This window comes from Pseudomonas sp. MWU13-2100, assembly GCF_023242365.1.
Lineage (GTDB): Bacteria > Pseudomonadota > Gammaproteobacteria > Pseudomonadales > Pseudomonadaceae > Aquipseudomonas.
Genome location: NZ_JALLIX010000005.1, coordinates 192,505 through 217,958, shown reverse-complemented (window position 1 = coordinate 217,958; position 25,454 = coordinate 192,505). Strand labels below are relative to the sequence as shown.

Sequence of the window (25,454 nt, the reverse complement as noted above, 5' to 3'; positions counted from 1 at the left end):
CCTCAGTTGACCTTGACCAGGCCGCCCTTGATGGTCAGCATCGCACCGCCGTCCACGGTCTGCTCGGCACCGCCCTTGTTCATCAGACTGACGCCGGCGTCGTTGGTCAGCGTGGTGCCGGCCTTGTTTTCCAGTGACGTCCCGGCTTTGTTGCTCAAGGCCGTTCCGGCCTGGTTGCTCAGGGCCATACCCGCCTTGGCACTGAGATTGGCGTCGCTCTTGGCACTGAAGTCGCCGCCACTTTGCAGGGTCAGGGTGCCGGTCACCTTGATGGTGAGGTTGCCGTCCACGGTCAGTTGGTAATTACCGCTCACCGTATGGCTGTAGTTGCCACTGGTGGTGTGGGTCTGGTCGCCGCCGACCTTGAGCGTGCGATCGCCCTTGACGTCCAGGGTGTCGCTGCCGGTCTGCAGGGTCACCGTACGCTTGCCCTTTTCCAGGGTGACGGTTTCATCGCCATCCTTGACCGTGCGTGTACGAGCGTTCTGCACCGTGAGGGTTTCGTCATGGCCGACGGTGGCGGTGGTGTCATTGAGCACATTGAACTTGAGGTCCTTCTGCGCTTGGAGAAAGACCTCCTCGGCGTCTTTCTTGTCTTCGAAGCGCAGTTCGTTGAAGCCCTCCCCGCCCTTGGAGGACTGGGTCTTGATCCCCGACTGGGTCTGGTTGGCCGGCAAGGCATAGGGCAGCGTGTTTTCACCGTTATAGATACAGGCGGTGACCAGCGGACGGTCTGGATCACCGTCGATAAAGGTCACCACCACTTCCTGGCCGATGCGCGGAATGAACTGCATACCGAAGCCCTTGCCGGTCCACCCCTGGGCAACACGGACCCAGCAGGAACTGTTCTCGTTCTTTTCGCCCTCTCGGTCCCAGGTGAACTGGACCTTGATCCGCCCGTACTCGTCGGTCCAGATGTCCTCGCCGTCCTTGCCTACCACCCTGGCCGTCTGGGTGTGCATGGTCGGCTTCGGGGTCAGGCGCAGGGGGCGGTAGTTGACGCTCTTGGGAACCGCCTCGAAGCGATTGCGGTAGTGTTCGTGGCTGGCCTCATGGCTGACCGAGGTCAACAGCCATTCGATGTTCGCGCTCTGGTCGTCATGCCCGGTCAGGGTGAAGGTGTAACCAGGCTGCAACCAGCGGCAGTCGCTTTCACCGATCAACCGCAGCGCCTGGGTACGCAAGGCGTCCATGCGCTGTTTGCCGAGTGCATCACCCCGTGCCTTGGCGGTATAGCCGCCGGGGTGCTCATAGACTGACAGCGGCCCCGACTCGGCTTCAGCGCGGCCGTATAGCGAAGTGGTAGGGGTGACGAACTGATAGTCGGTGGCACTGTAGACCCCGGACACCGCTTGCTGGCTGATTTGCGCCGAGCGGATGCCCTGCAACTCCCGATTACCGATCTGTTGGCCGAGGTAGGCGATGCTGGCACCGTTCGGACAGCTGATAAAGGCACTGTTGCTGTCCGCCAGTATCAGGGTATGCCGTCCTTCGGCATGGCTGAAAAACCAGAAGATACCCTCCTCTTCCAGCAACCGGCAGACAAAGGCGAAATCGGTCTCGCCGTACTGTATGCAGTATTCGCGCGGTTCGTAGCTGCCGGACAGCTTCAACTCGTAGTCGCTGAAGCCATGGGCCTTGAAGATGCTGGTGACAATGTCGCTGGTGGGCAGGTTCTGGTACACCCGGTTGTTACTGGCCAGCGTCAGCCACCAGAGCCAGGGGCGCAATTGCAGGCTATAGCGCTCGGCGGTGGCATCGGCCGGTAACTGGCGAATCTGCGCGCAGAGCCCATCCACGGGGCGCTTCAGCGCGTCGTTATGCAGGGTCAGGGTCACATGGGTGGCCACGGCACTGGCCATGGCCACTGTCTCGGTGGTGAAGCCGGTGACACTGAACGCCCCCAGTTGATTCAGGGACTCTTCGCCGCTCAGGGTTTCGGGGAACAACGGCGCCATGACCGCACCGCTCAACGACAGCGTGGTGTTGGTATCAGTGGGACGGGGCATGGTTTTCCTTGAAAATCATCTTTGACTACCTGTGTTCATTCCAGCACCCATTGCGCCAGTTGCCCTGCCACCTGCGCCATCAGCACATGCTCCACATCCCGCGCGCCGGCTGTACTGCAACGGGCCAGCACGGCCTTGACGATGCCGTCGTCGTAGTCAAAACGCTTGCCGGTGGCCGCCAGGTAACGGGCGCGCAGCTGCTCCAGCTTGGCCAGGACAATCCCTTCCAGGGTAACCTCATCAAGGGCGCGATACGGTACCACGGTCATGCGCGCCAGAAAGGCCGGGCGAAACGCCTGCAACAGCACATTGTGCAACTGCTGGTTGAAGGCTTCGGCGGTTTGTTGCTCGGCGGCGCTGTCGAGGATCAACTCGGCGCCGACGTTGCTGGTTGCCAGCATCACGGTGTTCTTGAAGTCGACCACCAGGCCGCTGCCGTCTTCCATAACGCCTTTATCGAACACGTTGTAGAAGGCTTCGAGCACGTCCGGATGGGCTTTTTCGATTTCGTCGAGCAAGACCACGCTATAGGGCTTGCGCCGCACCGCTTCGGTCAGTACCCCGCCGCTGCCATAGCCGACGTAGCCCGGTGGCGCGCCCTTGAGTTGGCTGACGGTATGGGCCTCCTGGTATTCGGAGAGGTTGATGCTGATCAGGTTGCGCTCGCCCCCGTACAGCGCGTCGGCCAGGGCATAGGCGGTCTCGGTCTTGCCGACCCCGGTGGGGCCCAGCAGCAGGAATACCCCGACCGGCTTTTGCGGATCGGTGAGCCCGGCGCGATAAGCTTGCAGTCGTTGGGTGATGGCGCCGAGGGCCGGCCCCTGCCCCATCACCCGCTGGCCGAGGCGTTCGGCCAGGGTGCGCAGCGCATAGGCTTCGTCGGCGAGTACCTTGCCTTGTGGAATCCCGGTCCAGGCGGCAATCACTGCGGCGATTACTTTCGAGTCGACCTGTGCCGGGACCAGCGGATCGTCCTCGCGAATCGCGTTCAGGCCGCTTTCCAGACGTACCAGCTCGCTCGCCAATTGTTCGAGACGGTTGTCCAGCTCTTCGTCATCGCGGTTCGGATCGACACGTTCATTGAGCGTGAGCATCTCGCGACGGGCCCTGAGCAACTCGGTCACCGCCTCGCGCTCCTTGTGCCAACGGGTTTCCAGTTCGACGATGGCCTGACGGTCGGCCTGTTCCTGAAGTTCGAGCGGCCGGATACGCAGGTCATGATCATGCCCTATGGCCTGTTCGCGGCGCAGGCGTTGCAGTTCGTCGAGCGTCGCCGCCTGACGATGCCGCAGGCTTTCCAGGGCCGGCGGTACGTCGTGCTGGGCCAGTGCCACTCGGGCACAGGCGGTATCGAGCACGCTGATGGCCTTGTCCGGCAATTGCCGCCCGGAGATATAACGCTGGCTGAGTTTCACCGCATCCTGGATCGCCGCGTCCAGCACTTCGACGCCATGGTGCTGCTCCAGCTTGCCGGCCACGGCGCGTAACATTTGTACGGCGGTCTGCTCGTCCGGTTCCTCGACCTGGACCAGTTGGAAGCGGCGTGTCAGTGCCGGGTCTCTCTCGAAATATTTCTTGTACTCAAGCCAGGTGGTGGCGGCCAGGGTCCGTAGTTCACCACGGGCCAACGCCGGCTTGAGCAGATTGGCCGCATCGTTCTGCCCCTCGGCGGCGCCGGCACCGATCAGCGTATGAGCCTCGTCGATAAACAGGATGACCTTGCCGGCAGCGTTACGCACACCTTCGATCACGCCCTTGAGCCGCTGTTCGAATTCGCCCTTGACCCCGGCTCCGGCTTGCAGCAGCCCGAGATCCAGTACCCGCAGGCTGACTTCCTGCAAGGGTGGCGGCACATCGCCCTGGGCAATGCGCAGCGCGAGGCCCTCGACCACCGCGGTCTTGCCGACCCCGGGAGCCCCCACCAGGATCGGGTTGTTTTGCCGACGGCGCAGGAGGATGTCAATGCACTGGCGGATCTCCGCATCGCGGCCGATGATCGGGTCGATACGCCCCTGCCGGGCATCTTCCGTCAGGTCCTGGGTGTATTGCTCGAGCACTGAGGCGTCAGTGCCGCCGGCTCGCGACGAAGCTTTTCCGGGGCGGGCCGGCAGGCCGGTTTCGCAGGAGTGTTCGGTCAAGGCCATGAACTGAGTGCGCAACGGATCGCGGGCAATGACGAGCAATGACGGGATGCTGCCTTGCAACAGGGCCCGATATTCGTCGCGGTCGAGCAATGCCAGTAACAGCAGCCCGGAGCGCACACCGGTGGCGCCGAACACACTGGCCTGGACCACGGCGTCCTCGATCAGGGCCAGCAACTGTCTGGACAGCGTCGGTGTACGGGTGTTGCCGGTCTTGAACAACTCCAGGGCGAGATTGATTTCGCCCGCCAGGCGGTCGCGCTCCAACCCCAGCGCGGGCAGCAGGCAGGCCAGGTCGCCCCCTTCGATCTCCAGCAGTTCCAGCATCAGATGTTCGATTTCGACAAAGTGCTGGTTACGCTGCCAACTGCGCTGGGCGGCCCGTTCCATGGCATCGCGGCACTGGTGGTTCAAACGTGAGATCAACACCGCGATTTCCATCTCAGGCACTTCCCTCTTCGTGCAACCGCAGGTCGATCCGGAAATCCCCCGTGCGCGCGGCACGGTTCAACCGGGTCCCCTGGCCCAGCGCGGTAGGCTGCGTGTGGCCGATCGTCAGTATTGCGCTGCTGGTGACATGCACGGACACCGTACACCGCAACTGCGCGCCGAAATAGAACGCCACCAGTGCCGCCAACTGCCGATGGGCCTCCCGGCGCGGCATGAAACGTTCGGCCATCTTGGGCTCCTGCGGGCCGAGGCGGATATGGATGCCGGCATGCTCATCCCAGACCCGCGTCCCGCACAAGGCGTTGCGACCGAGGATGAGGTTACGGCCCTGGCGCCCCAACACGCTCTGGTCGCTGGACGCAATCTGTTGCCAGGCCCCCTGGTAGCCGTGCAGTTGCACGGGCAGATCGAAGTAATGCCTGAGCAGGTTCTGAAATCCGGCCAGGGATCGCCGTCGGTTGGCCAGCAGTCCGGCGCGGGCAATCAGGGCTCTTTCCGGCAGCACAGTCACCTGCTCCACGGAGCTGGATGACAGACCGCACAAGGCACGTAGCTGCTGGTACACCGGGCTGTGTGCCGGCTTGCAGTAAGGCAGGGCCACGCGCTGACGCTGTTGCACCCGATACATCAGGCTCAGCAAGCGGTGCTGGAACAGATCGAGAAAGGCCACGGTGCCGTGGTCGCGGTTGCGCGCCCTCTGCTGCAACCATTCCTGATAGGCATAAGGCAACGGACCGTCCGGGCCGCCGAGGCCGAACACCTGGGTATGCAAGGTCAGCCGGGCCCCGGGCATGACCACATTGGGAACCTGGCGCAGGCTGCTGATTTCGCTCGGAGCGAACTCCGGCAACAACGGACCGCGCAGGCGTACCACCTCGCGCTCGGGGTCACTACCGGTCCCCAGTGAATCGGCAGTGTGCTGCTCGCGCTCCAGAATCAGCAACGCTTGCAGCAATTCGAAACGCTGGGGCACCTGGCGCAGCAGCGCACCTAGAGAGCCAGGATCGGGTTGCTGCTCGGACTCCATTGTTTGATCTCCTTATCGCCTTCTACCAGCACAGTGCGAACAAAACAGTTGGCATTGGCATACAGCGCGAAAAAGTGCGCCAGTACACCGGAGAACAGCACCCGGCTGCTGCCGGAAAACTTGCTCGGGTCCAGTTCCAGATGAACCTCCAGGCCGTTGCGCCAGCCGCGCCAGGCATCCTTGCCGACACGGCCGACCACCCGTTCGGTTTTCAGCGAGAGAATGCCATTGATCTGCAGACGAGCGGAGGGCTCATCGCGCAAATTATGCAGAATCAGCATTTCCTTGAGGGCCTCCAAGGCATGGGGGCCTTCGGTCAGCGACAGGTGATTGAGGTTGAGTTGCGAGATCAGGCGCCAGCGTGAAGCGCCCTCCAGATCGGGCAACGATTGCGGTGTAGGACTTTTCAGCAAAGTAATGTTGGCCACCGGACCGCTGCGCTCGAACTTCAAGGCGCTGCCGGTCAACAGGTTCTGCGCCATATGCCGGTTGGTGCACCAGACCTGTGCGGTAAAGGTTTCGTCAGGCAATGCGGAGCGCGGCTGGAACTGGCTGTCCACCAGGCTCAGGATCATGTCAGTGCCGGCCCGTGAGTGACCGGGGGCGCTGATCCGTCTGGCGTGCCAGAACAGGCCGTCCTGGCCTTGCCCATGCTGGTAGCCATAGTACGGCGGCACGGTCTGGAAGCCGTCGGCGGTACCGGCCACCAGCTTGCGGATGCTGTGGATTTCGACACTGTTGTCACGGTGCGAGTCAGCGACCAGGCGATATTCACTTTGCGTGCCGTCCGGGCGCAGGGTCTCGGCGGTGCGCGAAAACAGGTTGATGACCGGCGTGCAGCCCAGGGCGATATCTTCGCGTTGCAGGCTGATACGGCTTTCAGGGGCACGATCGAAGGCGACATAGACCTCGAGCAGATCCGTGGCCTGTGGTGGGATCTTCAGCGCGAGATCGAAAAAGGCAAACTTCTCCGGGAAGGCAAAATACTCCACCAGCAGGTGCAGCCCGGGGTGCACGCCATCCTCCTCGGGCAACAGTCGCTGGTTATCGTCATAGCCGGCCGGCAATGGTCGGGCATTGAGTGGCTGCCCGAGACTGCCGGGCAGGCCGCAGACAATATCCAGGCTGTGGGCGGCCAACAGATCATAGAGTTGGGAGCGATTGCCCGCAGGCCCCGCCAGATGAATGCGTAAGGTCTGGATCGGCAATTCGACCCAGGGCTTTGCGTTGTTGCATTTCAAAACCAGGCGCAGCGCCGCCTCGGCGTTGGCGATTCCGGTGACCGACTGCGCGGCGCTGCCTTCGATCAGGCTGGCGTCCTCGACCTCCAGGGGCCACAGGGTGACATCGGCGCAGGTACGGAAATACAGGCTGTCGAGTTGCGCCTTCTCCGGGGCCTTGAACACCTGCGTGCCGCGCGGCAGGTGATAGCCGGCGGTCAGGCTGCCTTTGCTCGGGTCCGGCCCGAACTGCACGATGGCGCAGGACGGCATCGGCCGCAACGCCATCGGATACAGCTGCTCCAGCAACGCGTCGCTGAATTCGGAGTAACCGTCGTCGAGCCGGCGTTGCAAGCGCGCCGCAAGCAAGGCGAAGCTTTCGATCAGGCGTTCGACATGGGGGTCCTGGGAACCACTGGACGACAACTTCAGGCTGCTGGCCAGAGTCGGATGGTTCTTGACGAAGTCGCTGCCAGCACGGTGTAGCCAGGTCAGCTCGCGCTGGTAGTAATCCAGCAGTCGGGCATCGATCGAATCACTCATGCCTGACCTCGAAGCCACTTTCACCCAGCTCCAGGACGAACGACATGTTCGGAGCCGCTTCCTGGCCCCGGACATGCCCCATCACTCGTACCGTCATGCGTGTACGTTGCCCCGGCAGCGCCTGTACGTCGACGTCCTCGAGTGCCAGACGCGGCTCGAAACGGCTAATGGCACCCCGTATATCGCGAATCAAGATGCGATGATCCTCTTCGCGGTCGGCATACAAGGTGCTCCAGTCGCTCATCCCGTAGTCGATAATGGTCGGGGCGAACCCATGAACCCGTTCGGTGCGCCGGGTATTGAGCAGGCGCTCCAGCTCAAGGCGAATGGACTCGACGATCCGCGCCGGATCACGGGCATCGAAGTAAGCCTCCGTGTCCCCCGCCAGGAGGTCGAACAGGGCAACACGCATGAAAATCTCCAGCCGGATGAAAACAGGCGATCAACCCTTGATGAGTTTGTTCGCCGCCAGGTCCCAGGTGGAGGCCGCGGTGCCTTCCTTGGTGCCGTCGTCTTTCTGCGCGGTCAGTTCCCACTTGATCTTGGTGAAATTCAGCGACAGCGTTTCCACCGGCTTGCCACCGGCACCGCCGCTGACACTGACGTTGGAAATCACCACGTTGCTCAGGGTGTAGATAATGAACGGCATCAGTTGGCCGTTGCTCTCGGCGGCGTTGCGGCCGACGGTGACCTTGACCTCGGCGATCGGTTTGCCGCCGCAGCAGTACTCGTTGATGCTCGGGGTGGCGGAGTCGATGAATTTGGTCAGGGTGAATTCACCGATATGCGGCTTGCCGGAAGTTCGTTCCGAGTTGCTGACGTCGTTGGTGACTTGCATGGCCACGTTGTGGCTGTAGGACATGACTTCGATCTTGTCGGCATAGCCTTCCAGCAGGGAGTCGCCTTTGATCGTGGTGCCCAGGTCGAGAATAATTGCATCCATGGGGTGTTGTTCCTTGCACGACTAGCAGAAATGGAGGGCCCGCCGGGTCACGGCGGGCTGCATGGCATGGATCAGGCTGCCGCAGGCGCCGGCAACGCGGCGACCAGGCGGATCGAAGCCGTCAGCTCTTCGAGCTGGAAGTGCGGCCGCAGGAACACCGTGGCGGTGTAGCTGCCGGGACGTCCGGGCACATCGCTGACATCGACCCGGGCTTCACGCAGCGGGTACTGCGCCTTGATTTCCTGAGGGGCGTTGTCGTTGATCAGCACGTAGTCGGCGATCCAGTTGTTGAGGTAGGTCTGCACATTGTCGCGAGTGGCGAAGCTGCCGACCTTGTCGCGCAAGATCACCTTCAGGTAATGGGCAAAACGCGAGGCGGCCAGGATGTACGGCAACATGCCGGAGATCCGTGCGTTCGCGTTGGCCTCGAAGGTGTTGTAGAGCTGCGGTTTGTTGGTGGTCTGGCCACCGAAAAATACCGCGACATTGCTGTTCTTGCGGTGGCACAAGGCGATGAAACCCAGCGAGTCGAGTTCCTTTTCGCGGCGATCGGTAATCGCCACTTCGGTCGGGCACTTGATCGCCAGGTCACCGACCTGGGTATTGAACTGGTACACCGGCAAATCGCTGACCGTACCGCCGCCTTCCGTTCCGCGAATCGCGGCACACCAACGGTAATGCGCAAAGGCATCGGTGATGCGCTGGGTCAGCAGCCAGGCGGCATTGCCCCAAAGGAACTTCTGCGAATCGGGTTCGACCATTTTCTGCGCATCGACATCGGCGCCTTCAGGCGGTACGCCAGAGGCTTTGGCCGCCGCGACGGCGGCAATGGCAGCCGCTGCCGCCGTCGCCCCGGCGGTGGTGTTGACGTCCTCGACGAAGGTCGACATCCCCGGTACCGGATTGTTCAGCGGATCGTACGGCAGGCGTGACAGGTAATGCGGCAGGACCATGGCGACATAGCGTGAATCCTCGGTCTTGCGAAACGCGTTCCACTCGATCAGCGCACCGCTTTCGAAAACCTTGCTCAGGTCACGGGGCACGCCCAGGTCGGCGAAGGTCTTGAGGTCGAACAGCGTCGGACTGGCCGCGGTGATAAGCGGCGCATGGGCCGCCGCCGCGACGCCCGACAGATTGGTGAGCATCTTGACATCGACACTGTTGCGACCGAATTCGTAGTCGCCCATCAGGACGCTGAACGGGCTGCCACCGAGGGTGCCGTACTCTTCTTCGTAGACCTTTTTGAACAGCACGCTCTGGTCGAAATCGATGGCTTTCTCCAAGTCCTGCTGCAGCTCGCCCTTGGTGACGTTGAGCAGGCGCAACTTCAAGGACTCGCTGGTTTCGGTGTTCATCACCAATTGGTGCAGGCCACGCCAGGATGCTTCCAGGGCCTGGAACGACGGATCGTGCAGCACCAGGTTGAGCTGGGCGTTGATCAGCGTGTCGAGATCGGCGATCCGCTTGCTGATGGTGGTCAGCATGTTGCCGTCGGCCTGGACGTTCTTTTCACCCACTTCGTCGGCGAAAACGCTGAGCATCTGCTGGGCATACTTCTTCTGGACGCCATCCTGGGCCCCCAGGATCATCGCCTGGACGATGCTCTCGAGCAATGGGGTTTGAGCGGCGGGTGCGTCGGCTGTTGTGGTGGTTGCGGGCGTCGAAGCGGGGTCATTGGTAGGCATCGCGGTTCCTCCATGAAGGGGGGCTGATCAACTAGGGTTTGGTAGGATCGACAACCGGTGCGGGGTCCACAGGTTTGTTGGGGTCCACAGGATCAGCGGGAGCCACCGCCGGGGCGGCCTTGGCCGGATCGGCGAGGGCTGCGGGAGCCGCTGCCGGCGCTGCGAGGGCCTTTTGCAGATCGTCCTTGAAGGCCTGGACCGCAGCGTCATCGTGCAACCTGGCTATCAGGCTCTGATCCAGATCGTCATTGCCGTCGAGCTTGATCAGCAGGTCCTGCAGTTTCTGGCGTTTGTTGTAGAGATCCTTCAGCCCATCAATCTGGGAAACGATATTTTCCGGGCTGAAATCCTCAATGGTCTTGAAGGACAGTTGGGCCCACAGACCGTCTTTTGCCGGATCGATGAGGTTCGCGACTTTGAACTTCTGCTGCGGGTTGATCCGGCTCAGCACGGTATCGAAGCTGTCCCGGTCGATGTCGACAAAACCGCGCGAAGACAGTGGGTCGGCCTTTTGCGGCTGGTTGTTGCCCGAGAGGTCGGACAGGATGCCCACCACCAGCGGCAGCTCCTGCTTGGTGAAGGCGTTACCGATTTCGACGTCGTAAGTGATTTGCACACGCGGCGGGCGGTTACGGCCCAAATACTTCTGCTTGCTTTCCTGATCAGCGGCCATGCCCTTCTCCTTCTGGCGCGCCTACCGAACGGCAACGCGCTCCTGGTGGTATAAACCTTTCCGACGGCTTGAGTGCGAATTTTCTGTAGGAAAATCGACTGTCCAAAACCTTAGAAGAGGACTATAAGACAAGCAAGAAATATCTGGAAAAACCCATATTTGAATCCTATGAAGCGAATTAAGTTCCTCGGCGGCAGCTACGCGCTAGCTTTTTTCATGATATTTCAGATAAGTGGTTGCAGCCTGTTTGCGCCCAAGGTCGCGCTGCAAAAAGTCATAGTCGATGTCGAGCCCAAAGCCAACAACGACACACCACTGCCCCTGGATTTTGTCGCCGTCGCCGATCCGCAACTGCTCGAACGTCTCAAGGGCACGCCAGCCAACCAGTGGTTTGCCCAGCGTGAGCAGATGCGTCGCGACTTCCCCCAGGGGTTCAACGTCTGGAGCCTGGAAGTGGTTCCCGGGAAACTGGTGACGTTCGCCAACAATCCCCTGCAAGGTGAAAAAGCTGAAGGCGTCTTGTTGTTCGCTGGCTACAGTACACCGGGCGCACATCGATTGCTGCTCGACAAACAACCGGATATCTGGCTCAAGGTCGGCGCCCGCGAAATGCGCCTGCTCGATGCCCAAGGCCAGTGAAAATCGTATTCCAGGAAGGCTAGGAGTGAAGGATGCGCGCTATACCGGATGCTATACCGGATGCGATCTGCTGGAGTGAGGGCATGCATCTGCTGCCACAGCATTTCCAGTTGCAGAGTCTGCGTGCCGAAGGCGTAAGTGCCAGGCTCGCGGCCAATGCCAGGCCCTGGTACTGGGGGGTTCAGTACATCGAAGTAGAGGTGGTGGACAGCGGCAAGATCACCCTGAAGGCACTCGAAGCGGTGATGCCCGATGGCCTGGTAGTCGACCTGGACCCCGTCAGGGACAAGGAGCACTACCCGCTCGAACTCAAGCTGAGCGCCGATGATTTCCAGCAGCAGAGCACCGTCATGGTTTACCTGGCGGTCGATCCGCTGTGGCGTTCCGGACTACTGGGCAAAATCAGTGGCCGGCTGCGTTCACTCAACATCAACGCCGTGGACCTGAACGGCAGTGATGTCCCGACGCCTGACACCGTGTGTGTCTGGCGTCCCATTGTGAGACTGGTCACGGAGAATCAACTCTCCGACTCGATCTGCCTGCCACTGTTGCGTATCAGCCATTCGGGCGGTGTGTTCAGCCAGCTCGACTACGTGGCGCCCAGCCCTGTGCTGACTGCGGACTCGATGATCGGCGAAAGGATCAGCAAGGTGTGCCTGCTGGCCCGAAGCAAATGCGATTTCCTCAAAGGCCGCTGGCGCCTGGCGCAGGACGCCGGCAAGACCCTGGAGGGCGCCGAACTGCGCGGGCAACTGGTGGCGATCGGTTCACGGCTGCCGGAGTTGCAGGCCACCCTGGATACCGGTGTTGCTTCACCGATAGCGTTGTACCTGCAGTTGACCGGCCTGGTTGGCGCTCTATATGGACTGCAACCGGAGGAGCCGCTGCCTCGTTTCAGTCCCCTGCTTTTCGACGATATTCTCTCGGGGTTCAGCCCGGTGCTCGAGTGGATCGAAGGTCAGCTCAACAATATTCGCGCGAGCTACACTCGACGTAGTTTCGACTACAAGGACAAGCATTTTTCCATCGCCCTGCTGGACCGCCAGACGCCGGTCCAGCAGCTGGTCATCGGCCTGCGCATGCCTTCCGGCGCCACGCCACAGGCGGCGGGGGATTGGCTGCAAAACGCATTCAGGGCTTCACGGGCACAATTGCCGCCCCTGATCCAGCAGCGCTCCCATGGATTGGCATTCAACGTGCTGGGGCGCAATGACCAGGTCGCCTACGGTGTTGCCGAGGATATTCGCCTGTTCACCTTGCAGGCCGCTGGTGAGTGGTTCGTACCCGATGCCGATCTGTGCCTGTACATGCCACCGGGCAGCGCCAGGGTCGAGCCGGTTGAAATCATGATATTCGACGCCACGCGGGACTGAACCTGATCAGGGATTGATGAGCGATGCTGGATAACGATGCACTGCCGACGCTCGACACTTTCGAGGCCGCGCCCCTGAGCAGCGCCTTCAACCGGGCCTGGAATGAATGGCTGGTGTTCTGGCAGGCCCTGCCACATACCACCGAGGCCAAGGTGCAGGTCGCACAAGTGGCCGAGCAGATCAGTCAGATTGCCCGACGGTTATGGCGCAGCACTTTCGCCGCTGTCGGTGATGCCCAGGGCCAGCAAGCCAAGGCGACGCTCTTCGCTTTCGTCGGACTGGTCGACGAACACCTGTTGTTCGAAGACTGGCCAGGGCAATCCACCTGGCAGGACCTGCCGATGGAAACCCGCATGTTCGGCACGCGTTCGGCGGGCGACCGGATTCCGGTCGCCATCAAGAAGCTCCTGGAAACCCGCGACCCGGCCCTGCGCGACCTGGGCAGCGTCTACCTGCACTGCCTGATCCTCGGTTTCCAGGGCCGGCTGCGCAACGGCAGCGGCCCGGCCTTGCACGAAAAGTGGCGGCGCAGCTTGTTCACCTTCGTCCGTCAACGCGGCGCCACACCCAACGATATCGCCCTGCAACTGCAACGCCCGAGTGCCCTCGACCCGCAACAGCTACCGGTACGCCGCAGCCTGCCCGACGGTTACCGTCTGGGCCTGGCATTGGGCTTGGGGTTCTTGCTGTTGCTCGGCATCAGCCAGGGGTTCTGGTTGAATATTCAATACCGGGTGCAGCCTGCTCTTGAGCAGGATCGGCAAATACTGGTCACGGAGCTCAAGCGCTGATGGCTTACCTGGGTGAAATACTCGCGGCCCTGCTCCTGCTGGTGGTGGTGGTAGCGCTGTTGTGGAAGTATTCCGCGCGACTGAACGGTGCCAATCGCAGCTTCTATGCCGCAGTGAACGAGTGGGAGCAGGCGCTGGGCGTGCATGACCGCTATGAGACGCCGTGGTTGTTGATGCTCGGCGATGCGCCACAGATCGAGGCCCTGCTCAGCGGCTGGGGACTGACCGCCACGGCACAACCGGCCTGGTTCGGACGGTGGTGGTACGGCCCAGACGGGGCGATCCTGGTGGTGCCCGCGGCTCTGTTCAGCCATGGCGAGCGCGCCAGCGTGCAGCTCAAGCTCTGGCGCCAGCTCTTGGAGTTGCTGCTGCAAGCCCGGGCCAATCGGCCGGCGGACGGCATTATCTGGCTCTGCGACCTGGAACAGTTGGCGCCCGATCAGGATACCGCCGCGGCCGGCTTGGCGGTGCGGCGCAAGTTCATCGATCTGCAACAGCGTCTGGGCCTGAGCCTGCCGGTGTATATGCTCCTGAGTGGTTTCGAGAGCCTGCCCGGTACCCTCCAGTTGCTGGAGGTGCTGCCGACGGCGGCGAAGGATGCACCGTTTGGCTGGACCTCGCCCCACACGGCGCAAACCCCTTGGCACCCGGACTGGATCAACCAGGGCCTGGGTCTGGTCGAACAGACCCTGGCCGACCTGCTGGTGGAAATCGGTACGTTGCGCGGCCAGGTGAACGCCGAGTTGTACCTGCTGCCCCGGCAATTACAAGCCCTGCACGACCCCCTGCGCTCGCTGTGCGATCCGGTGTTCCAGGGCAATGCCATGGGCGAAGCGCCGCGTTTGCGCGGCCTGTATTTCAGCGCCCAGGCCAGCCCCGCTACCCCGGCGGCCGATGCCGACCCCTTTGCCGAAGGCCCGGCGCCGATCCCCGCGCCGCCGCTGTTCACCCCGCGCCTATGGCGGCAACGAATCATCGCCGAACAGGGACTGGCACAGCCGATCACACGCATCCTGCAATTGCGCCAGCGCTGGCAGCGCCTGACGGCGCTGGCCGTGGGCGTGATCGGGCTGGTATGGGTGATCGGAATGCTCTGGGCCTGGAATGGCCGTAGCGATGCCGCGACGCAGTTGAGTAGCTTGCTGCACGAAGACCAGACGCATAACCCGGTGACCGGCGACGACGACGCCGCGCGCGAGCGCATCGCCAGTTTCTGGCGTCTGCTCCAGGCCGCACCGCGCTGGCACATGCGCACCTCGCTCCTGCCCGGTTCGTGGTTCTCTTCACTGGACCAGCAACTGGCCCAGGAGTTGCGGGCCCGGGCCCGGGTGCAACTGTTCACGCCACTCAAGGGCAAACTGCAGGACGAGATCAATACCCTGATTGCGCCTCGCGTGGCGACGCGTCCCAGGGTCGGCAGCAGCAACAATGAAGAAGCCTATCGACAAGCCATGCAGGTGCTCGACCAGGCCCTGGCGGTGGAGCGGCACAACAAACGTTTCGCCCTGAGCGTGCAAGGCGATCAACGGCCGCTGGACGATGCCATCGCCCTGGCCAACGAGCTGTTCGGATTCAATTTCCAGACCAAGGGCCTGCCGCTGAGCGATGACTACAACAACCTGCTGGCCACGACCGAAGTGCCACTGGCCAGCCCCGTGCAACTGGACCCGCTCAAACCGCAAATTGCCACGCGCTACGTCGATACCATGCGCCTGTGGCTCGACAGCCTGTTCGCCAGTTCCGACTTCAGCGCCACGGCCGGAGCCCTGAACAGCCAACTGCGTGCCTTGCAGGGGGGCCAGCGCAACAGTCTCGCCGAGCTTGAAGAACTGGACACCACCATCGTCCAACTGCGCCAGTTGCTGGCCCTGACCAATGCGGCATGGGGCCAGGGCAACGGCGCGCAGTTGGCGCCCGGTTATCAGGAGGGGCTGGAAAAAGCCCGGCAAAGCGCATTGATCGGCAGCGTTGCAGTCGACCAGGTCGAGCGTTATGCCGACAACTCGAAACGGACCTTTCACGATCGCTGGCTGGAACAGAGCGATGAGGAACAGGGCATTTTGCGGCAACAGAGCAGCGGTGCCCTGGAATTGCAGAGCAACGTCGACAAGCTCGGGCAGGTGGTCGCGGCGCTGTTGCACCAGGACTTCAGCCAAATGGCCCTGAACCAGGACGATGCCCCACCATTGAGCGGCCAGGGATTGCGCGAGCTGGACAGCGGCAAGCTGGATGCGGCGCTGCACTATCACGACAGCTACCAGCTCTGGCTGCAACAGAACGTGGCGGAACTGCCTGCGCCCTATCGCAAGGCCATGATCAGCGCCGCCCGCTCGGCGACCGCCGCCGCCATGTGGCAAAGCTTGAACAACGTTTCCAGCCTGAGCACCACCAAGCCACCCGGCGGCGATCATGGCACGACCTTCAACCTGCCCGCCGACAAAGCCCTGCAAGTGCTGCAAGTGTTCAGCGACATAGGCGATTCCCGTCAGACCGAGGCGCTGCGCCAGGAGTTGAATACCCGCGCGCTGAACGACTTGCATCGCGCCATGGCCGAGATCGATGCGCTGCCATTGTTTCGCCAACCCATTGATTTCAGCCAATGGGACGGTACCCGCAGCCTGTCGCTGCGCAGCTTCCGGGACAGTGATCCGCAGGCCTTGAAAGTCGACTTGAACCGGCAGTTCACCCTGATCGGCGATTCGCTGGCCACCGCGCGGCCGGCTATCGAGTGGCTCGACCAGCAGCGTGAGCGACTCTCGGCCAGCGACGATGCAACCCTCGACAGCTTTGTCGACATGAATGCCGAACTCAAGAAGTACAACGACCAGAATCCGGCCAGCTCGCCACTGCAGTACCAGCAGATGGTCCTGCGCGACTTCAACGATATGGACCTGAGCAACTGCGCCAAGACCCTGTCCGACTCGATCCTGCCGATGGGACGGGGAAATATCGCCATCCTGGCCCGCACTGCCCATGATCAGGCACGCCAACGTTGCGACAACTTGCAGAACTACGCCGCCTCCGTGGCCTGGAAGCGCCTGGGCGACTACTTCAGCGCTTACCTGGCCGGACGCTTTCCCTTCAGCGACGACAAAGTGCAGGTCGACGCCAACCCCGACCGGGTCCGTGAATTTCTCGACCTGATCGACAAGAACTTGCCCAGCGCGTTCAGCGGACTGGAGAACAACCGTTCGGCGCAATCGGCCGCGGCGGCCGAGTTCCTGTTCAACCTGCAGAATGCCCGGGCCTGGCTCGGGCCGTTGCTGCTGCGTGACAAGGATGGCGTACGGGGCCTGGACCTGGAAGTCCGTTGGCGTACCGACCGCGAGGAGGAACGTGGCGCCGACCAGGTGATTGACTGGAGCCTGGCCACCGGTCCACGGGAAGTCGGCTATCCGGCGGAAAACCTCAGTCACGCCAATTGGACCGTTGGCGAACCGGTCCGCCTGGCCCTGCGTTGGGCCGAAGGCAGCAACCAACGGCCGCTGGACGATCCGAAACAACCGGCGCTGGCCGTGGCCGACCGGCAAGCCAGTTGGTCATACGAAGGCACCTGGGCCTTGTTGCGCTTTATCCGCGCCAACCAGGCCGGCAATCACTTCGCGACCCAGGACGAGGGTGACCGGCCACTGGCCCTGCAACTGCCCTTGCGCTCGCCGCTGCCGGGCAATGCCAATGCCCTGATGTTCCTGCGCCTGTCGCTCAAGGCAGTCGGCGGCAAGCAGCCACTGACCCTGAGCGCCTTGCCGACGCGCGTGCCGGCCTCACCCTATGGGTCGGTCTTCCCGCTGCCAGTGGTCAGCACCGAGAGCCAACAATGACTATCGACACACCATCCCTCGATCAACTGCGCCTGCGCTTGCCAGGACTGATCGATCCCCTCCCCGGCGCCGATCCCGCAGGTATCAGCTTGCGTTCGGCGCCCGAGATCGACGTATTGCGCGAGGCCCGTCGCGAAGACGATGCCAGCCTGCCCACCGGGGTCTGGCAGGCGGACCTCAAGCGCGCGGACTGGTCGACGGTGGAGAGCCTGGCCAGCGAGCTGCTTTGCCAGCAGAGCAAGGATTTGCTGGTGGCCACCTGGCTGGGAGAGGCCTGGTTGCAGCGCTATCAGTTGCCCGGATTATGTGTGGCGCTGGAGTTGGTGGTCGGACTTTGCGAGCGTTACGGGCAGGCACTCTACCCCCGGGGGGACGACGCCAGCTGGCTGGCATCGCCACTGGGCTTGCTGATTCGCCAGTACAGCCTGTTGCTGAATATACGCTTACCCTTGCTGGGCACCGCCGCGCGCGGGTTCGAAGACCTGACACTGGAACAGTGGATGCGGGCGCAGAAACAGCTGCTGAACAAAAGCGAGGAGCGCAAGGCCAAGGCGCTGGCCCAGGAATCGCAAGACCTGTTGCGTGACTGGCGCGAGGCCGTGCTGCGGGTTCCGGTCGATCAGCTCGACACGCGGTTGCAGTGGGTCAATGCCTGCCTGCAGAACGTCGAGCGCCTGAACCGCTGGGGCGATAGTCAACTGGGCGAGGACGCGCCGAGCTTTGCCGCGCTGCAAAACATCCTCGAACTACACGCTCAAGCTTTGCGGGAGTTTATCGCCATGCACCCGGAACCGCTGCCTGTGCCAGTCAGCCTGCCCACCGAACCGACGATCGAGGAGCCAGCCACCGCAACCACGCCGCTGCCGCTGTCGGCGCCGGAGTCACGCCAGGCCGCCTATCGACAGTTGAAAGTTATTTCCGACTATCTGAAACGGGTCGAGCCTCACAGCCCGGTGCCCTACTTGATCAACCGTGCGGTTGATTGGGGGAACATGGAGCTGCCGGAGCTGCTTGGGGAATTGATCAAGGCCGATCCCGATATCCAGCGGATCTGGAGATTGCTCGGGGTCTTGCCGTGATGGGCGTTCGGCCAAGAGCGATCTAAAGCCTGGCGGAGCTTTTTGGCGAGTAGGCTTGCCCACGCTCGACTGCAAAACAGTCGAAAATCCTGTGACTGCGTTTTGCCTGACACAATGAGTTCACTGATTTCAGGGCTGCTGCGCAGCCCTGCGCGGGCAAGCCCGCTCGCCACTGGTACGCGCTCGGCACTTACATCAATGCATGTCGCCGTGGTCGGCCATGCTGTTCAGCGCTCGGGCCTTGGCCTTGACCTCGATCGACTCCTTGACGCCCTTGGCGTTTTCCAGCACCAGGGTCAGCGGCACTTCATCGCCCTCCTTCACCTGCCCCAGCAGATCGATCAGCATCACGTGATAGCCCTCGGGCTCGATGGCCACGGTCTTGCCCGCCGGCAACGGCACGAACTGCACCGGCTGCATGCTCATCACGTCGTTGTCCATCTTCGACTGGTGGATCTGCACGATCTTGGCTACCGGCGATTTCGCCTCCAGCAGCTTGGCGTTGTCACTCGACGTGATCCGCATAAACGCGCCGGTCGAGGGCTGGCCAGGCACGGTGGCGCGCACCCAGGCGTCGTCCACGCGAGTTTGGGCAAAGGCCGGGACACTCAGCAGCGCGAGCAGGGAAAACATCAGGACGTTCAAGGGTTTCATGGCATTGACCTTATAAGCTCGAGTATTCATCAGCAGACTTCCATCACCGTGAGCAAGTCCTCGGCACACTGTTTGGCCGACAGTGATGGCGACAGTCCCAGGCGCAACACGCCCCGTGTGTCATAGACAAAACTGGTCGCCGAATGGGACAGCGTATAGGTCGAACCGCTGGGGATCTTTTCGTAGAACACCTTGAACTCCTTGGCGGTGGCAGCGGTTTCTTCCAGCGTGCCATAGAGTGCGACAAAGCTTGGGTCGAAGGCCTTTACATAAGCATCGAGCACCTTGGGCGTATCGCGTTCCGGGTCCAGGGTGATGAAGATCACCTGCAATCGATCACCATCCACGCCCATCAGCTTCTTGGCCTGTACCGCCCTGGCCAGCGCGGTCGGGCAGACGGCTGGGCACTGGGTGAAACCGAAAAACACCATCGGCATCATGCCGCGGTAACTGGACAGCGTTCTGACGTTGCCCGCGGTGTCCTTCAGTTTGAAGGTGCGTCCGAGGATCTCGTCGCTCAGGTCCTTGCCGTACTTGTACGACAGGCCGTTGGAGCTGTCGCAACCGGTCAGTGCACCCAGGCCGAGCAGGCCAAGGCCGGCAACGACCTGGCGGCGAGTCAGCAATTCATTCATGTTCTGTAGTCCTTCGTATGGAGCGATGTCGCGGCCTTGCACTGCCGGATACATGCCCATTGACGCATACAAGGGCGTCGGGCTTATCGGCAGCAGGTCGTTTCGACAATGATCGGTGCGGCGGATCAGGCGCTGGCCTGAGGCGGTGCGCGCGAGCGGGCCCCCGGAAAAACCGGGGCCGAGACTTGCTCGGGGGTGAAGTGGTTGTGCGCAAAACTGATCGGGATCAGTGCCAGGCGAGGCGCCAGGGCATGGGAGCCGCTCAGGGCCGGATGCTGGAACAGCAGCGAGCAATAACCGCATTTCTCCCAGATCATCGTCCCGTGATGATCCGCCGGGCCGGAATCCCGCTGCGCGGACAAGCCCTGGCCGGGCACCGCGCCACAGATATCTTCGCTCGACGGGCCGGCGCCGTGGGCCAGGCTGAGTCCCTGCCCGATCAGCGGGCCGACGAAGACCAGCAGCATGGCCAGCAAGCTGAGCCAGGCACCGGTGCGGCGCTGGCCGGACGGTAGAGGAGACGGGATGGGTTTCATGGGCGCAGAATGTAACACCGTCGCCGTGGCCGGTGGTGCGACAAAATGGCACATCCTGCGCCGCACTACACACTCACAAGTGTCATGCCAGCTTGACGTTCATGGTGATCCGCGCCGTGAACACCTGCACGCCCTCCTCGTCACGAATATCCACCACGACGACCTTGTCGCCTGCGGTCGACCAGTCGACCGCACCGCCATCGGCCACGGCGCGTACGTCGGTCTTGGCCTTGGCCAGGTACTCGACGCTCATGCCCTTGGGAATCCAGCGCGCCCCCGGCGGAATCGACACATCGGTCATCACCCCGGCCGCCAGTTCCGCGGCGTTGCACAGGGCAATGGCGTGGACCGTGCCCAGGTGATTGGTGATTTCCCGACGAAACGGCACCAGTACCTGCGAATGCCCGGCTCGCAGCTCGCTGATCAACGGGTTGATGGTGCTGAAGTAAGGGGCCATCTGGCAAGCCATCTGACTGAATTTTTCCGGACCTACACTGGTGAACATACTCAGGAACTGGCTCATCGGGTGTACCTCGGTGGATGTCTTGTTTGATTGACAGAATATTATTCTGTAAAAGAACAATATTCTGTAGATTGAAAACCTGTCAAGCTCACTCCCCGGTTTTATAAGATTGCCGCCTTGCCACTGGACCTCAGGTTGTTGCTGCCATGGAAAACCTCGATCTTCTCGAACGCTGTTACCCGGGCCGTCGTGCCGAACTGAAACGCGCGATCCTGGCGCAGGCCCTGTCCAGCTTCAATGAGCACGGGATCGAAGCGACGACCATCGAGGCCATCCGCGCCGAGTGCGACGCCAGCGTGGGGGCGATCTATCACCACTTTGGCAACAAGGAAGGCCTGGTGGCGGCGCTGTTCTTCGCCGCCCTGGAAGACCAGGCCGGTTTGCGTGAACGCTATCTCTCGGCGGCCCTGACCTTGCGTGACGGTGTACAGGCGCTGGTGTACAGCTATGTCGACTGGGTGGACGCGCAACCGCAATGGGCGAGATTCCAGTTCCAGGCGCGCTTTGTCGTGGCCCAGGGGCCTCACGCCACGGAGCTGGCCAGCCGTAACAAGGCGCGTAACCGACAGTTGCGCGAATGGCTGGGCGAACCGGCCCATGCCGACGGTCTCAAGAACGTTCCCGCTGAGCTGTTGCTGTCGTTGATTGTCGGCCAGGCGGAGAATTACTGCCGGGCGTGGTTATCCGGGCGGGTCCAGAGTCGCCCCGCGACCTTCCGCAGCGAATTGGCCGAAGCGGCCTGGCGCTCGCTGCAGATCTAGCCGGGTGCAGCAGGTTTCTGTGGAAGCGGAGCTTGTGGGTCGCCACCCCGCCGCCAAGGCGGTCGTGAGATGGCCAAAAGCTTCGCGGGCAAGCTCCGCTCCCACAGGTTCTGCGTCCAGATTTGAGGTGTCGTTTCAGGCTTGAGCGCACAACATCTGGATCTGGCCAGGAAAGTGGCGGAAGGCAGCCGGAGTCGAACCTGCCCGGGAACGGATGCCGTCCCCAACCGGGTTTGAAGCCCGGCCGCGCCACCGGGCGCGATTGCCTTCCTTGAAATCTGTATGACCAGCCGAGGCTTTGGACACGCAATCGAACGTTCAGGCGCCTGGTTTGCCAGCGAAGCGGCCGCAAGACCGCTAAAAACCTCGCTGACAAGCCAGGCTCCTACAGGTTTTTCAGCGAGCCCCCGTCCGCCGGTGCGCTTCGGGCCAGTGCATTGTCGGAACGAATGAAGCGTAAGTTGCCGACACGCCGGGTCAGGCCGATCCGATCGAAAAACTCCAATATCTGAATACAGCGTTTACGCCCCAAGCCGAGCCGATCACGAAAGGCGATCACCTGTACCGTCGGATTATCCGCTGCCAACTGCACCAGCATAGCCGCCAATTGGCGGACTGCCGCCTCTGTGTAAAAACGGTCGTGCACCACTTGGTACACCTGCCCCAGCCTGGCCAGTTTGCGCAGCAGCAAGCGTACGGCGGCTTCATCCTTGCCGGTCGACACTGCCAGGGCACGCACCCACGGAGGATCGATCGCGCCCTGCTCCAGTAGCGGTTGCAGTTGTTGCCACAAGCCCTCCTCGTCTTCGCTCAAGCGCACCTGATGGTCGGGCAAATGCAGCCAGGGTCCGCTTGCCACAACCGCGGCCTCATCGAGCAACGCATCCAGCAGGCTGATAAACGCCGGTCGTTCCAATGCCAGGGCGGCAAAACGCCGCAAGCGATCACGGTCCGGTCCCAACTGATCGGGCTCCAGGGCGTGAAATCGCGCCAGTTGCGCGAGCAAAGCCACCTTCTGGGCTTGCCAACCCGCGGCGCTGAACAGCAGCGTCCCTTGTCGCGTGGCGATCAGGCGGATATCGGCAGGCAGCTTCCAGCTGTCGCGCGGACGATTGAACTGGCGCTCCAAGCGTTGCGGATCAAGACCGCCAGCGCTGCCGGCGAGCAAGGTCGGCAACACCGTCTCCAGGCTCCTGGCCTGCGCCAAGGCCTGCAATTGCGCCAGGCGTTCGGGACTGCGCCGCTGACGGGGCGGCGCAAAGGGATCAAGCACCCGGCCACCACCTAGGGTTCGTTGCGCACTTTGATCGCGCAACACCAGGCGGTCACCGTGCACGGCCTGCAAGGGCGCATGGGTCAGCAACTGGGCGAAGGCTCGACCTCCCGGGGCCAACCGGGTGGTATCGAGCAACGCTACCCGGCCCAGTACATCCTGGGTGCCCAAATGAATGTGGACCGGGCTGAAGTGTTCGAACTGACGGGTTTCACTGGCGAGCAGTTGCAGTTCGATATCCAGCCGCTGGGTCGGTGCATGCAGCCACTCGGCCTGCAACCAGTGACCGCGATGAATCTGTTCGAGCGCCAGGCGCTCGGCACTCAGGTTCAGCGCTACCCGTTGCCCGGCAAATGCCTCGCTTGCCGGTTGGTTCTGCGCATGCAGACCACGAACCCGCACCATTTTTCCGGTGGGCCCAAGGGCCAGGACAGCACCGGTTCCAACCTGGCCGGACAAGGCCGTGCCGGTGACCACTATGCCGCTGCCCGGGACATTGAAAGCCCGGTCGATCGCCAGGCGAAAGCCGCCTTGGTCACTGCGACGGCGGACCTCGCCCTGGGCTTCGAGCAATGCCTGGCGCAGTGTCTCGATGCCCTCGCCGGTAACGCTGGAAACTTCAATCAGCGGCGCCTGCGCATAAGGGCCGGGTGCCAGCAATGCCTGGACCTCGGTGTGCGCCTGGGCCCTGCGCACAGGTTCCACCCGGTCGCATTTGCTGAGCACCACAAGTGCCCGGGGAATACCCAGCAGCTCGACAATCGCCAGGTGCTCGCGGGTCTGGGGCATCACCCCGTCATCGGCGGCCACCACCAGCAACACCAGGTCGATCCCCTGGGCGCCGGCCAGCATGTTATGGATAAAGCGCTCATGCCCGGGCACATCGATAAAGCCGGTCAGCGCGATACCGGGTGCCAGTGGCGCATAGAGGTAACCCAGATCGATGGTGATACCGCGCTCACGCTCCTCGCGTCGCTTGTCGCCAGCCTGACCGGTCAGCGCCTGGAGCAGGCTCGTCTTGCCATGGTCGATATGCCCCGCCGTACCGACGATCACCCTGCCCGACTCCCCTGCGCCCGGGTCTCTGGAGTCCCGGACAACCCGCTTTTGGTAGGAGCAAGCTTGCTCGCGATGAACGATGGCGCGACCCCAAGGTTCAATCCCCCAAGCTGTGCCAGCCAGGCGGTTTCATCGTCAAGCTGACGTAAATCCAACCACAAGGCATCGTCATCGATACGCCCCAACACCGGAATCGGCAAGCGTCGCAACGCCGCCTCAAGCCCATGCAAACTGCGCCCGCGCAGGCGTTTCGAGGTATTGGCTCGTAAGCACAGGGCGGCGCTGGGTAGCCGCGCCACCGGTTGGCTGCCACTGCCGATCATGCCCAACGCCGGCACTGCCGAGACACTCCAGCCCGCGCCCAACACGCCAGCCAACAGCGGGCGCAGGCGTTCAGCCTGGCGGAGGATTTCGGCCTGGGGCCGGGTCAGCAGGCGCAAGCTGGGCAGGCGCTCGGCCAGTCGGTCGGGGTTGCGGTACAGCCCCAGCACCGCCTCCAGGGCGGCAAGGGTCAGCTTGTCGACCCGCAACGCGCGTTTCAGTGGGTTCTTCTTGATCTTCGCAATCAGCTCCTTGCGCCCGACAATCAACCCGGCCTGGGGCCCGCCGAGCAATTTGTCGCCACTGAAAGTGACAACATCGGCGCCGTCTTCCAGTGCCTGGCGCACCGTCGGTTCGGCGGGCAGGCCCCAGCGCGTGAGGTCGAGCAGGCTGCCGCTGCCCAGGTCTTCGAGTAACGGCAAGCCATGGCGATGGGCAATCTGCGCCAACTCGGCGGTGGGCACCTGGGCAGTGAAACCCTGGATGTTGTAGTTGCTGGCGTGTACGCGCATCAACAGGCCGCTGCGTGGGCCGATGGCGGTTTCGTAGTCACGCGCATGGGTGCGGTTGGTGGTGCCCACTTCATGCAGGCGGACACCGGCACGAGCCATGATATCGGGGATGCGAAAGGCCCCGCCGATTTCGATCAGCTCGCCCCGGGAGATGATGCCTTCCTTGCGTTGCCCGAGACTGTTGAGTGCCAGCAGCACGGCGGCGGCATTATTGTTGACCACGGTGACGGCTTCGGCGCCGGTCAGTTCGCGAATCAGGCCTTCGATCAGATCGTCTCGGTCGCCACGCTTGCCGCTGTGCAGGTCGAATTCGAGGTTGAGCGGATAACGTGCGGCGTTTTGCACGGCGTCTATGGCTTCTTCGGGCAGCAGCGCCCGGCCGAGGTTGGTGTGCAGCACCGTGCCGGTCAGGTTGAACACCCGTTGCACACGACTGCGGTGCTGGTTGAACAGGCGTTCACCGGCCCGGCCCGCGAGGACCGGCGGGGTCAATTCGCTGGCCGTGAGTTGGCCCGAGCGGACCGCATCACGCAGTTCATCGAGTAACTGTCGCAGGGTCGCCAACAAGGCATCGCGACCGTAGCGCTCGGCCAGGGGCTGGCAAGCGGGGGCGCGTAAAAGGCTATCGATGGAGGGCAGGCGTGGCGGGACGGCGGCAAGGCTCGAGGACATCGGCAATTTCCTGAAGACGCGATGCGGAAACCTCAGTGTAGACGCCCCGCCCGCTCTTTGACGGGTGGGCACGACTTTGTGGGAGCTGGTTTGCCGGCGATGGCGGCTGGAGGG

Annotated in this window: 19 protein-coding genes, 1 tRNA gene and 1 pseudogene; 6 read left to right on the top strand and 15 right to left on the bottom strand. The window is 62.6% G+C overall.

The window, feature by feature from the left end:
- Nucleotides 1-2: 2 nt before the first annotated feature.
- From tssI to tssB, 8 genes are all read right to left on the bottom strand, one after another.
- Nucleotides 3-2,009, bottom strand: coding sequence for a type VI secretion system tip protein VgrG (gene tssI, locus M5B99_RS06100; protein WP_248803157.1), 2,007 nt, complete (start codon nt 2,007-2,009; stop codon nt 3-5).
- A gap of 35 nt (nt 2,010-2,044) precedes the next feature.
- Nucleotides 2,045-4,591 carry a type VI secretion system ATPase TssH gene (gene tssH, locus M5B99_RS06095; RefSeq protein ID WP_248803187.1) on the bottom strand — a complete coding sequence of 849 codons (2,547 nt, stop codon included), beginning with the start codon at nt 4,589-4,591 and terminating at the stop codon, nt 2,045-2,047.
- A 1-nt stretch (nt 4,592) separates the two neighbouring features.
- Nucleotides 4,593-5,627, bottom strand: coding sequence for a type VI secretion system baseplate subunit TssG (gene tssG, locus M5B99_RS06090; RefSeq protein WP_248803155.1), 1,035 nt, complete (start codon nt 5,625-5,627; stop codon nt 4,593-4,595).
- Nucleotides 5,591-7,390, bottom strand: coding sequence for a type VI secretion system baseplate subunit TssF (gene tssF, locus M5B99_RS06085; RefSeq protein ID WP_248803154.1), 1,800 nt, complete (start codon nt 7,388-7,390; stop codon nt 5,591-5,593). Before tssF ends, tssG begins: the two co-directional genes overlap by 37 nt.
- Nucleotides 7,383-7,802, bottom strand: coding sequence for a type VI secretion system baseplate subunit TssE (gene tssE, locus M5B99_RS06080; RefSeq protein ID WP_248803152.1), 420 nt, complete (start codon nt 7,800-7,802; stop codon nt 7,383-7,385). Before tssE ends, tssF begins: the two co-directional genes overlap by 8 nt.
- 30 nt (nt 7,803-7,832) lie before the next feature.
- Nucleotides 7,833-8,333 (bottom strand): Hcp family type VI secretion system effector, encoded by a 501-nt coding sequence (locus M5B99_RS06075; protein WP_248803150.1) that lies wholly within the window; start codon nt 8,331-8,333, stop codon nt 7,833-7,835.
- 71 nt (nt 8,334-8,404) lie between these two features.
- Entirely contained in the window at nt 8,405-10,018 is a 1,614-nt protein-coding gene (tssC, locus tag M5B99_RS06070) for a type VI secretion system contractile sheath large subunit (protein WP_263860411.1), read from the bottom strand.
- A gap of 31 nt (nt 10,019-10,049) precedes the next feature.
- Nucleotides 10,050-10,691: a type VI secretion system contractile sheath small subunit gene (gene tssB / locus M5B99_RS06065; protein WP_248803149.1), complete on the bottom strand. Its 642-nt coding sequence runs from the start codon at nt 10,689-10,691 to the stop codon at nt 10,050-10,052.
- 216 nt (nt 10,692-10,907) lie between these two features.
- On the opposite strand from tssB, the gene M5B99_RS06060 reads away from it, so the two are divergent.
- The 5 genes from M5B99_RS06060 to tssA are packed head-to-tail and all read left to right on the top strand — an operon-like array spanning nt 10,908 to nt 18,394.
- A complete protein-coding gene (locus M5B99_RS06060; RefSeq protein ID WP_248803147.1) occupies nt 10,908-11,330 on the top strand; it encodes a type VI secretion protein in 423 nt (140 codons plus the stop codon).
- 32 nt (nt 11,331-11,362) lie between these two features.
- Nucleotides 11,363-12,703, top strand: coding sequence for a type VI secretion system baseplate subunit TssK (gene tssK / locus M5B99_RS06055; protein WP_318654564.1), 1,341 nt, complete (start codon nt 11,363-11,365; stop codon nt 12,701-12,703).
- 23 nt (nt 12,704-12,726) lie between these two features.
- Nucleotides 12,727-13,494 (top strand): DotU family type IV/VI secretion system protein, encoded by a 768-nt coding sequence (locus M5B99_RS06050; protein ID WP_248803143.1) that lies wholly within the window; start codon nt 12,727-12,729, stop codon nt 13,492-13,494.
- A complete protein-coding gene (locus tag M5B99_RS06045; protein ID WP_248803142.1) occupies nt 13,494-17,315 on the top strand; it encodes a type VI secretion system protein in 3,822 nt (1,273 codons plus the stop codon). Before M5B99_RS06050 ends, M5B99_RS06045 begins: the two co-directional genes overlap by 1 nt.
- The gene (gene tssA, locus M5B99_RS06040; protein ID WP_248803140.1) at nt 17,312-18,394 is read left to right on the top strand and encodes a type VI secretion system protein TssA; all 1,083 of its coding nucleotides are present in this window, start codon (nt 17,312-17,314) and stop codon (nt 18,392-18,394) included. Before M5B99_RS06045 ends, tssA begins: the two co-directional genes overlap by 4 nt.
- Nucleotides 18,395-18,589: 195 nt before the next feature.
- Here tssA and M5B99_RS06035 read toward each other — a convergent pair whose 3' ends face one another.
- From M5B99_RS06035 to M5B99_RS06020, 4 genes are all read right to left on the bottom strand, one after another.
- Nucleotides 18,590-19,048, bottom strand: a complete 459-nt coding sequence (locus M5B99_RS06035) for a copper chaperone PCu(A)C (protein ID WP_248803184.1) — start codon at nt 19,046-19,048, stop codon at nt 18,590-18,592.
- Nucleotides 19,049-19,077: 29 nt separating this feature from the next.
- Nucleotides 19,078-19,683, bottom strand: coding sequence for an SCO family protein (locus M5B99_RS06030; RefSeq protein WP_248803139.1), 606 nt, complete (start codon nt 19,681-19,683; stop codon nt 19,078-19,080).
- A 125-nt stretch (nt 19,684-19,808) separates the two neighbouring features.
- Nucleotides 19,809-20,219 carry a DUF2946 domain-containing protein gene (locus tag M5B99_RS06025; RefSeq protein ID WP_248803135.1) on the bottom strand — a complete coding sequence of 137 codons (411 nt, stop codon included), beginning with the start codon at nt 20,217-20,219 and terminating at the stop codon, nt 19,809-19,811.
- Nucleotides 20,220-20,301: 82 nt separating this feature from the next.
- A complete protein-coding gene (locus tag M5B99_RS06020; protein WP_248803134.1) occupies nt 20,302-20,742 on the bottom strand; it encodes a hotdog fold domain-containing protein in 441 nt (146 codons plus the stop codon).
- A 146-nt stretch (nt 20,743-20,888) separates the two neighbouring features.
- On the opposite strand from M5B99_RS06020, the gene M5B99_RS06015 reads away from it, so the two are divergent.
- Nucleotides 20,889-21,503 (top strand): TetR/AcrR family transcriptional regulator, encoded by a 615-nt coding sequence (locus M5B99_RS06015; RefSeq protein ID WP_248803133.1) that lies wholly within the window; start codon nt 20,889-20,891, stop codon nt 21,501-21,503.
- A gap of 175 nt (nt 21,504-21,678) precedes the next feature.
- On the opposite strand, the gene M5B99_RS06010 is transcribed toward M5B99_RS06015, so the two are convergent.
- The 3 genes and pseudogenes from M5B99_RS06010 to selA all read right to left on the bottom strand — a co-directional run.
- Nucleotides 21,679-21,774: transfer RNA gene (locus tag M5B99_RS06010), tRNA-Sec, on the bottom strand.
- Nucleotides 21,775-21,888: 114 nt separating this feature from the next.
- A complete protein-coding gene (selB, locus tag M5B99_RS06005) occupies nt 21,889-23,832 on the bottom strand; it encodes a selenocysteine-specific translation elongation factor (protein WP_248803131.1) in 1,944 nt (647 codons plus the stop codon).
- Between the two features lie 110 nt (nt 23,833-23,942).
- Nucleotides 23,943-25,340 (bottom strand): annotated as a pseudogene (gene selA / locus M5B99_RS06000) (L-seryl-tRNA(Sec) selenium transferase); the annotation flags it as partial.
- Between the last annotated feature and the right edge of the window lie 114 nt (nt 25,341-25,454).

Bases quoted from the DNA above. Each gene is read 5' to 3' on its own strand.
- tssG (WP_248803155.1), bottom strand. From the start codon at position 5,627: ATGGAGTCCGAGCAGCAACCCGATCCTGGCTCTCTAGGTGCGCTGCTG.
- tssH (WP_248803187.1), bottom strand. From the start codon at position 4,591: ATGGAAATCGCGGTGTTGATCTCACGTTTGAACCACCAGTGCCGCGAT.
- M5B99_RS06075 (WP_248803150.1), bottom strand. From the start codon at position 8,333: ATGGATGCAATTATTCTCGACCTGGGCACCACGATCAAAGGCGACTCC.
- tssC (WP_263860411.1), bottom strand. From the start codon at position 10,018: ATGCCTACCAATGACCCCGCTTCGACGCCCGCAACCACCACAACAGCC.
- tssE (WP_248803152.1), bottom strand. From the start codon at position 7,802: ATGCGTGTTGCCCTGTTCGACCTCCTGGCGGGGGACACGGAGGCTTAC.
- tssB (WP_248803149.1), bottom strand. From the start codon at position 10,691: ATGGCCGCTGATCAGGAAAGCAAGCAGAAGTATTTGGGCCGTAACCGC.
- M5B99_RS06020 (WP_248803134.1), bottom strand. From the start codon at position 20,742: ATGAGCCAGTTCCTGAGTATGTTCACCAGTGTAGGTCCGGAAAAATTC.
- M5B99_RS06030 (WP_248803139.1), bottom strand. From the start codon at position 19,683: ATGAATGAATTGCTGACTCGCCGCCAGGTCGTTGCCGGCCTTGGCCTG.
- M5B99_RS06050 (WP_248803143.1), top strand. From the start codon at position 12,727: ATGCTGGATAACGATGCACTGCCGACGCTCGACACTTTCGAGGCCGCG.
- M5B99_RS06015 (WP_248803133.1), top strand. From the start codon at position 20,889: ATGGAAAACCTCGATCTTCTCGAACGCTGTTACCCGGGCCGTCGTGCC.
- tssF (WP_248803154.1), bottom strand. From the start codon at position 7,390: ATGAGTGATTCGATCGATGCCCGACTGCTGGATTACTACCAGCGCGAG.
- tssK (WP_318654564.1), top strand. From the start codon at position 11,363: ATGCGCGCTATACCGGATGCTATACCGGATGCGATCTGCTGGAGTGAG.
- M5B99_RS06035 (WP_248803184.1), bottom strand. From the start codon at position 19,048: ATGAAACCCTTGAACGTCCTGATGTTTTCCCTGCTCGCGCTGCTGAGT.
- M5B99_RS06060 (WP_248803147.1), top strand. From the start codon at position 10,908: ATGATATTTCAGATAAGTGGTTGCAGCCTGTTTGCGCCCAAGGTCGCG.
- tssA (WP_248803140.1), top strand. From the start codon at position 17,312: ATGACTATCGACACACCATCCCTCGATCAACTGCGCCTGCGCTTGCCA.
- M5B99_RS06045 (WP_248803142.1), top strand. From the start codon at position 13,494: ATGGCTTACCTGGGTGAAATACTCGCGGCCCTGCTCCTGCTGGTGGTG.
- M5B99_RS06025 (WP_248803135.1), bottom strand. From the start codon at position 20,219: ATGAAACCCATCCCGTCTCCTCTACCGTCCGGCCAGCGCCGCACCGGT.
- tssI (WP_248803157.1), bottom strand. From the start codon at position 2,009: ATGCCCCGTCCCACTGATACCAACACCACGCTGTCGTTGAGCGGTGCG.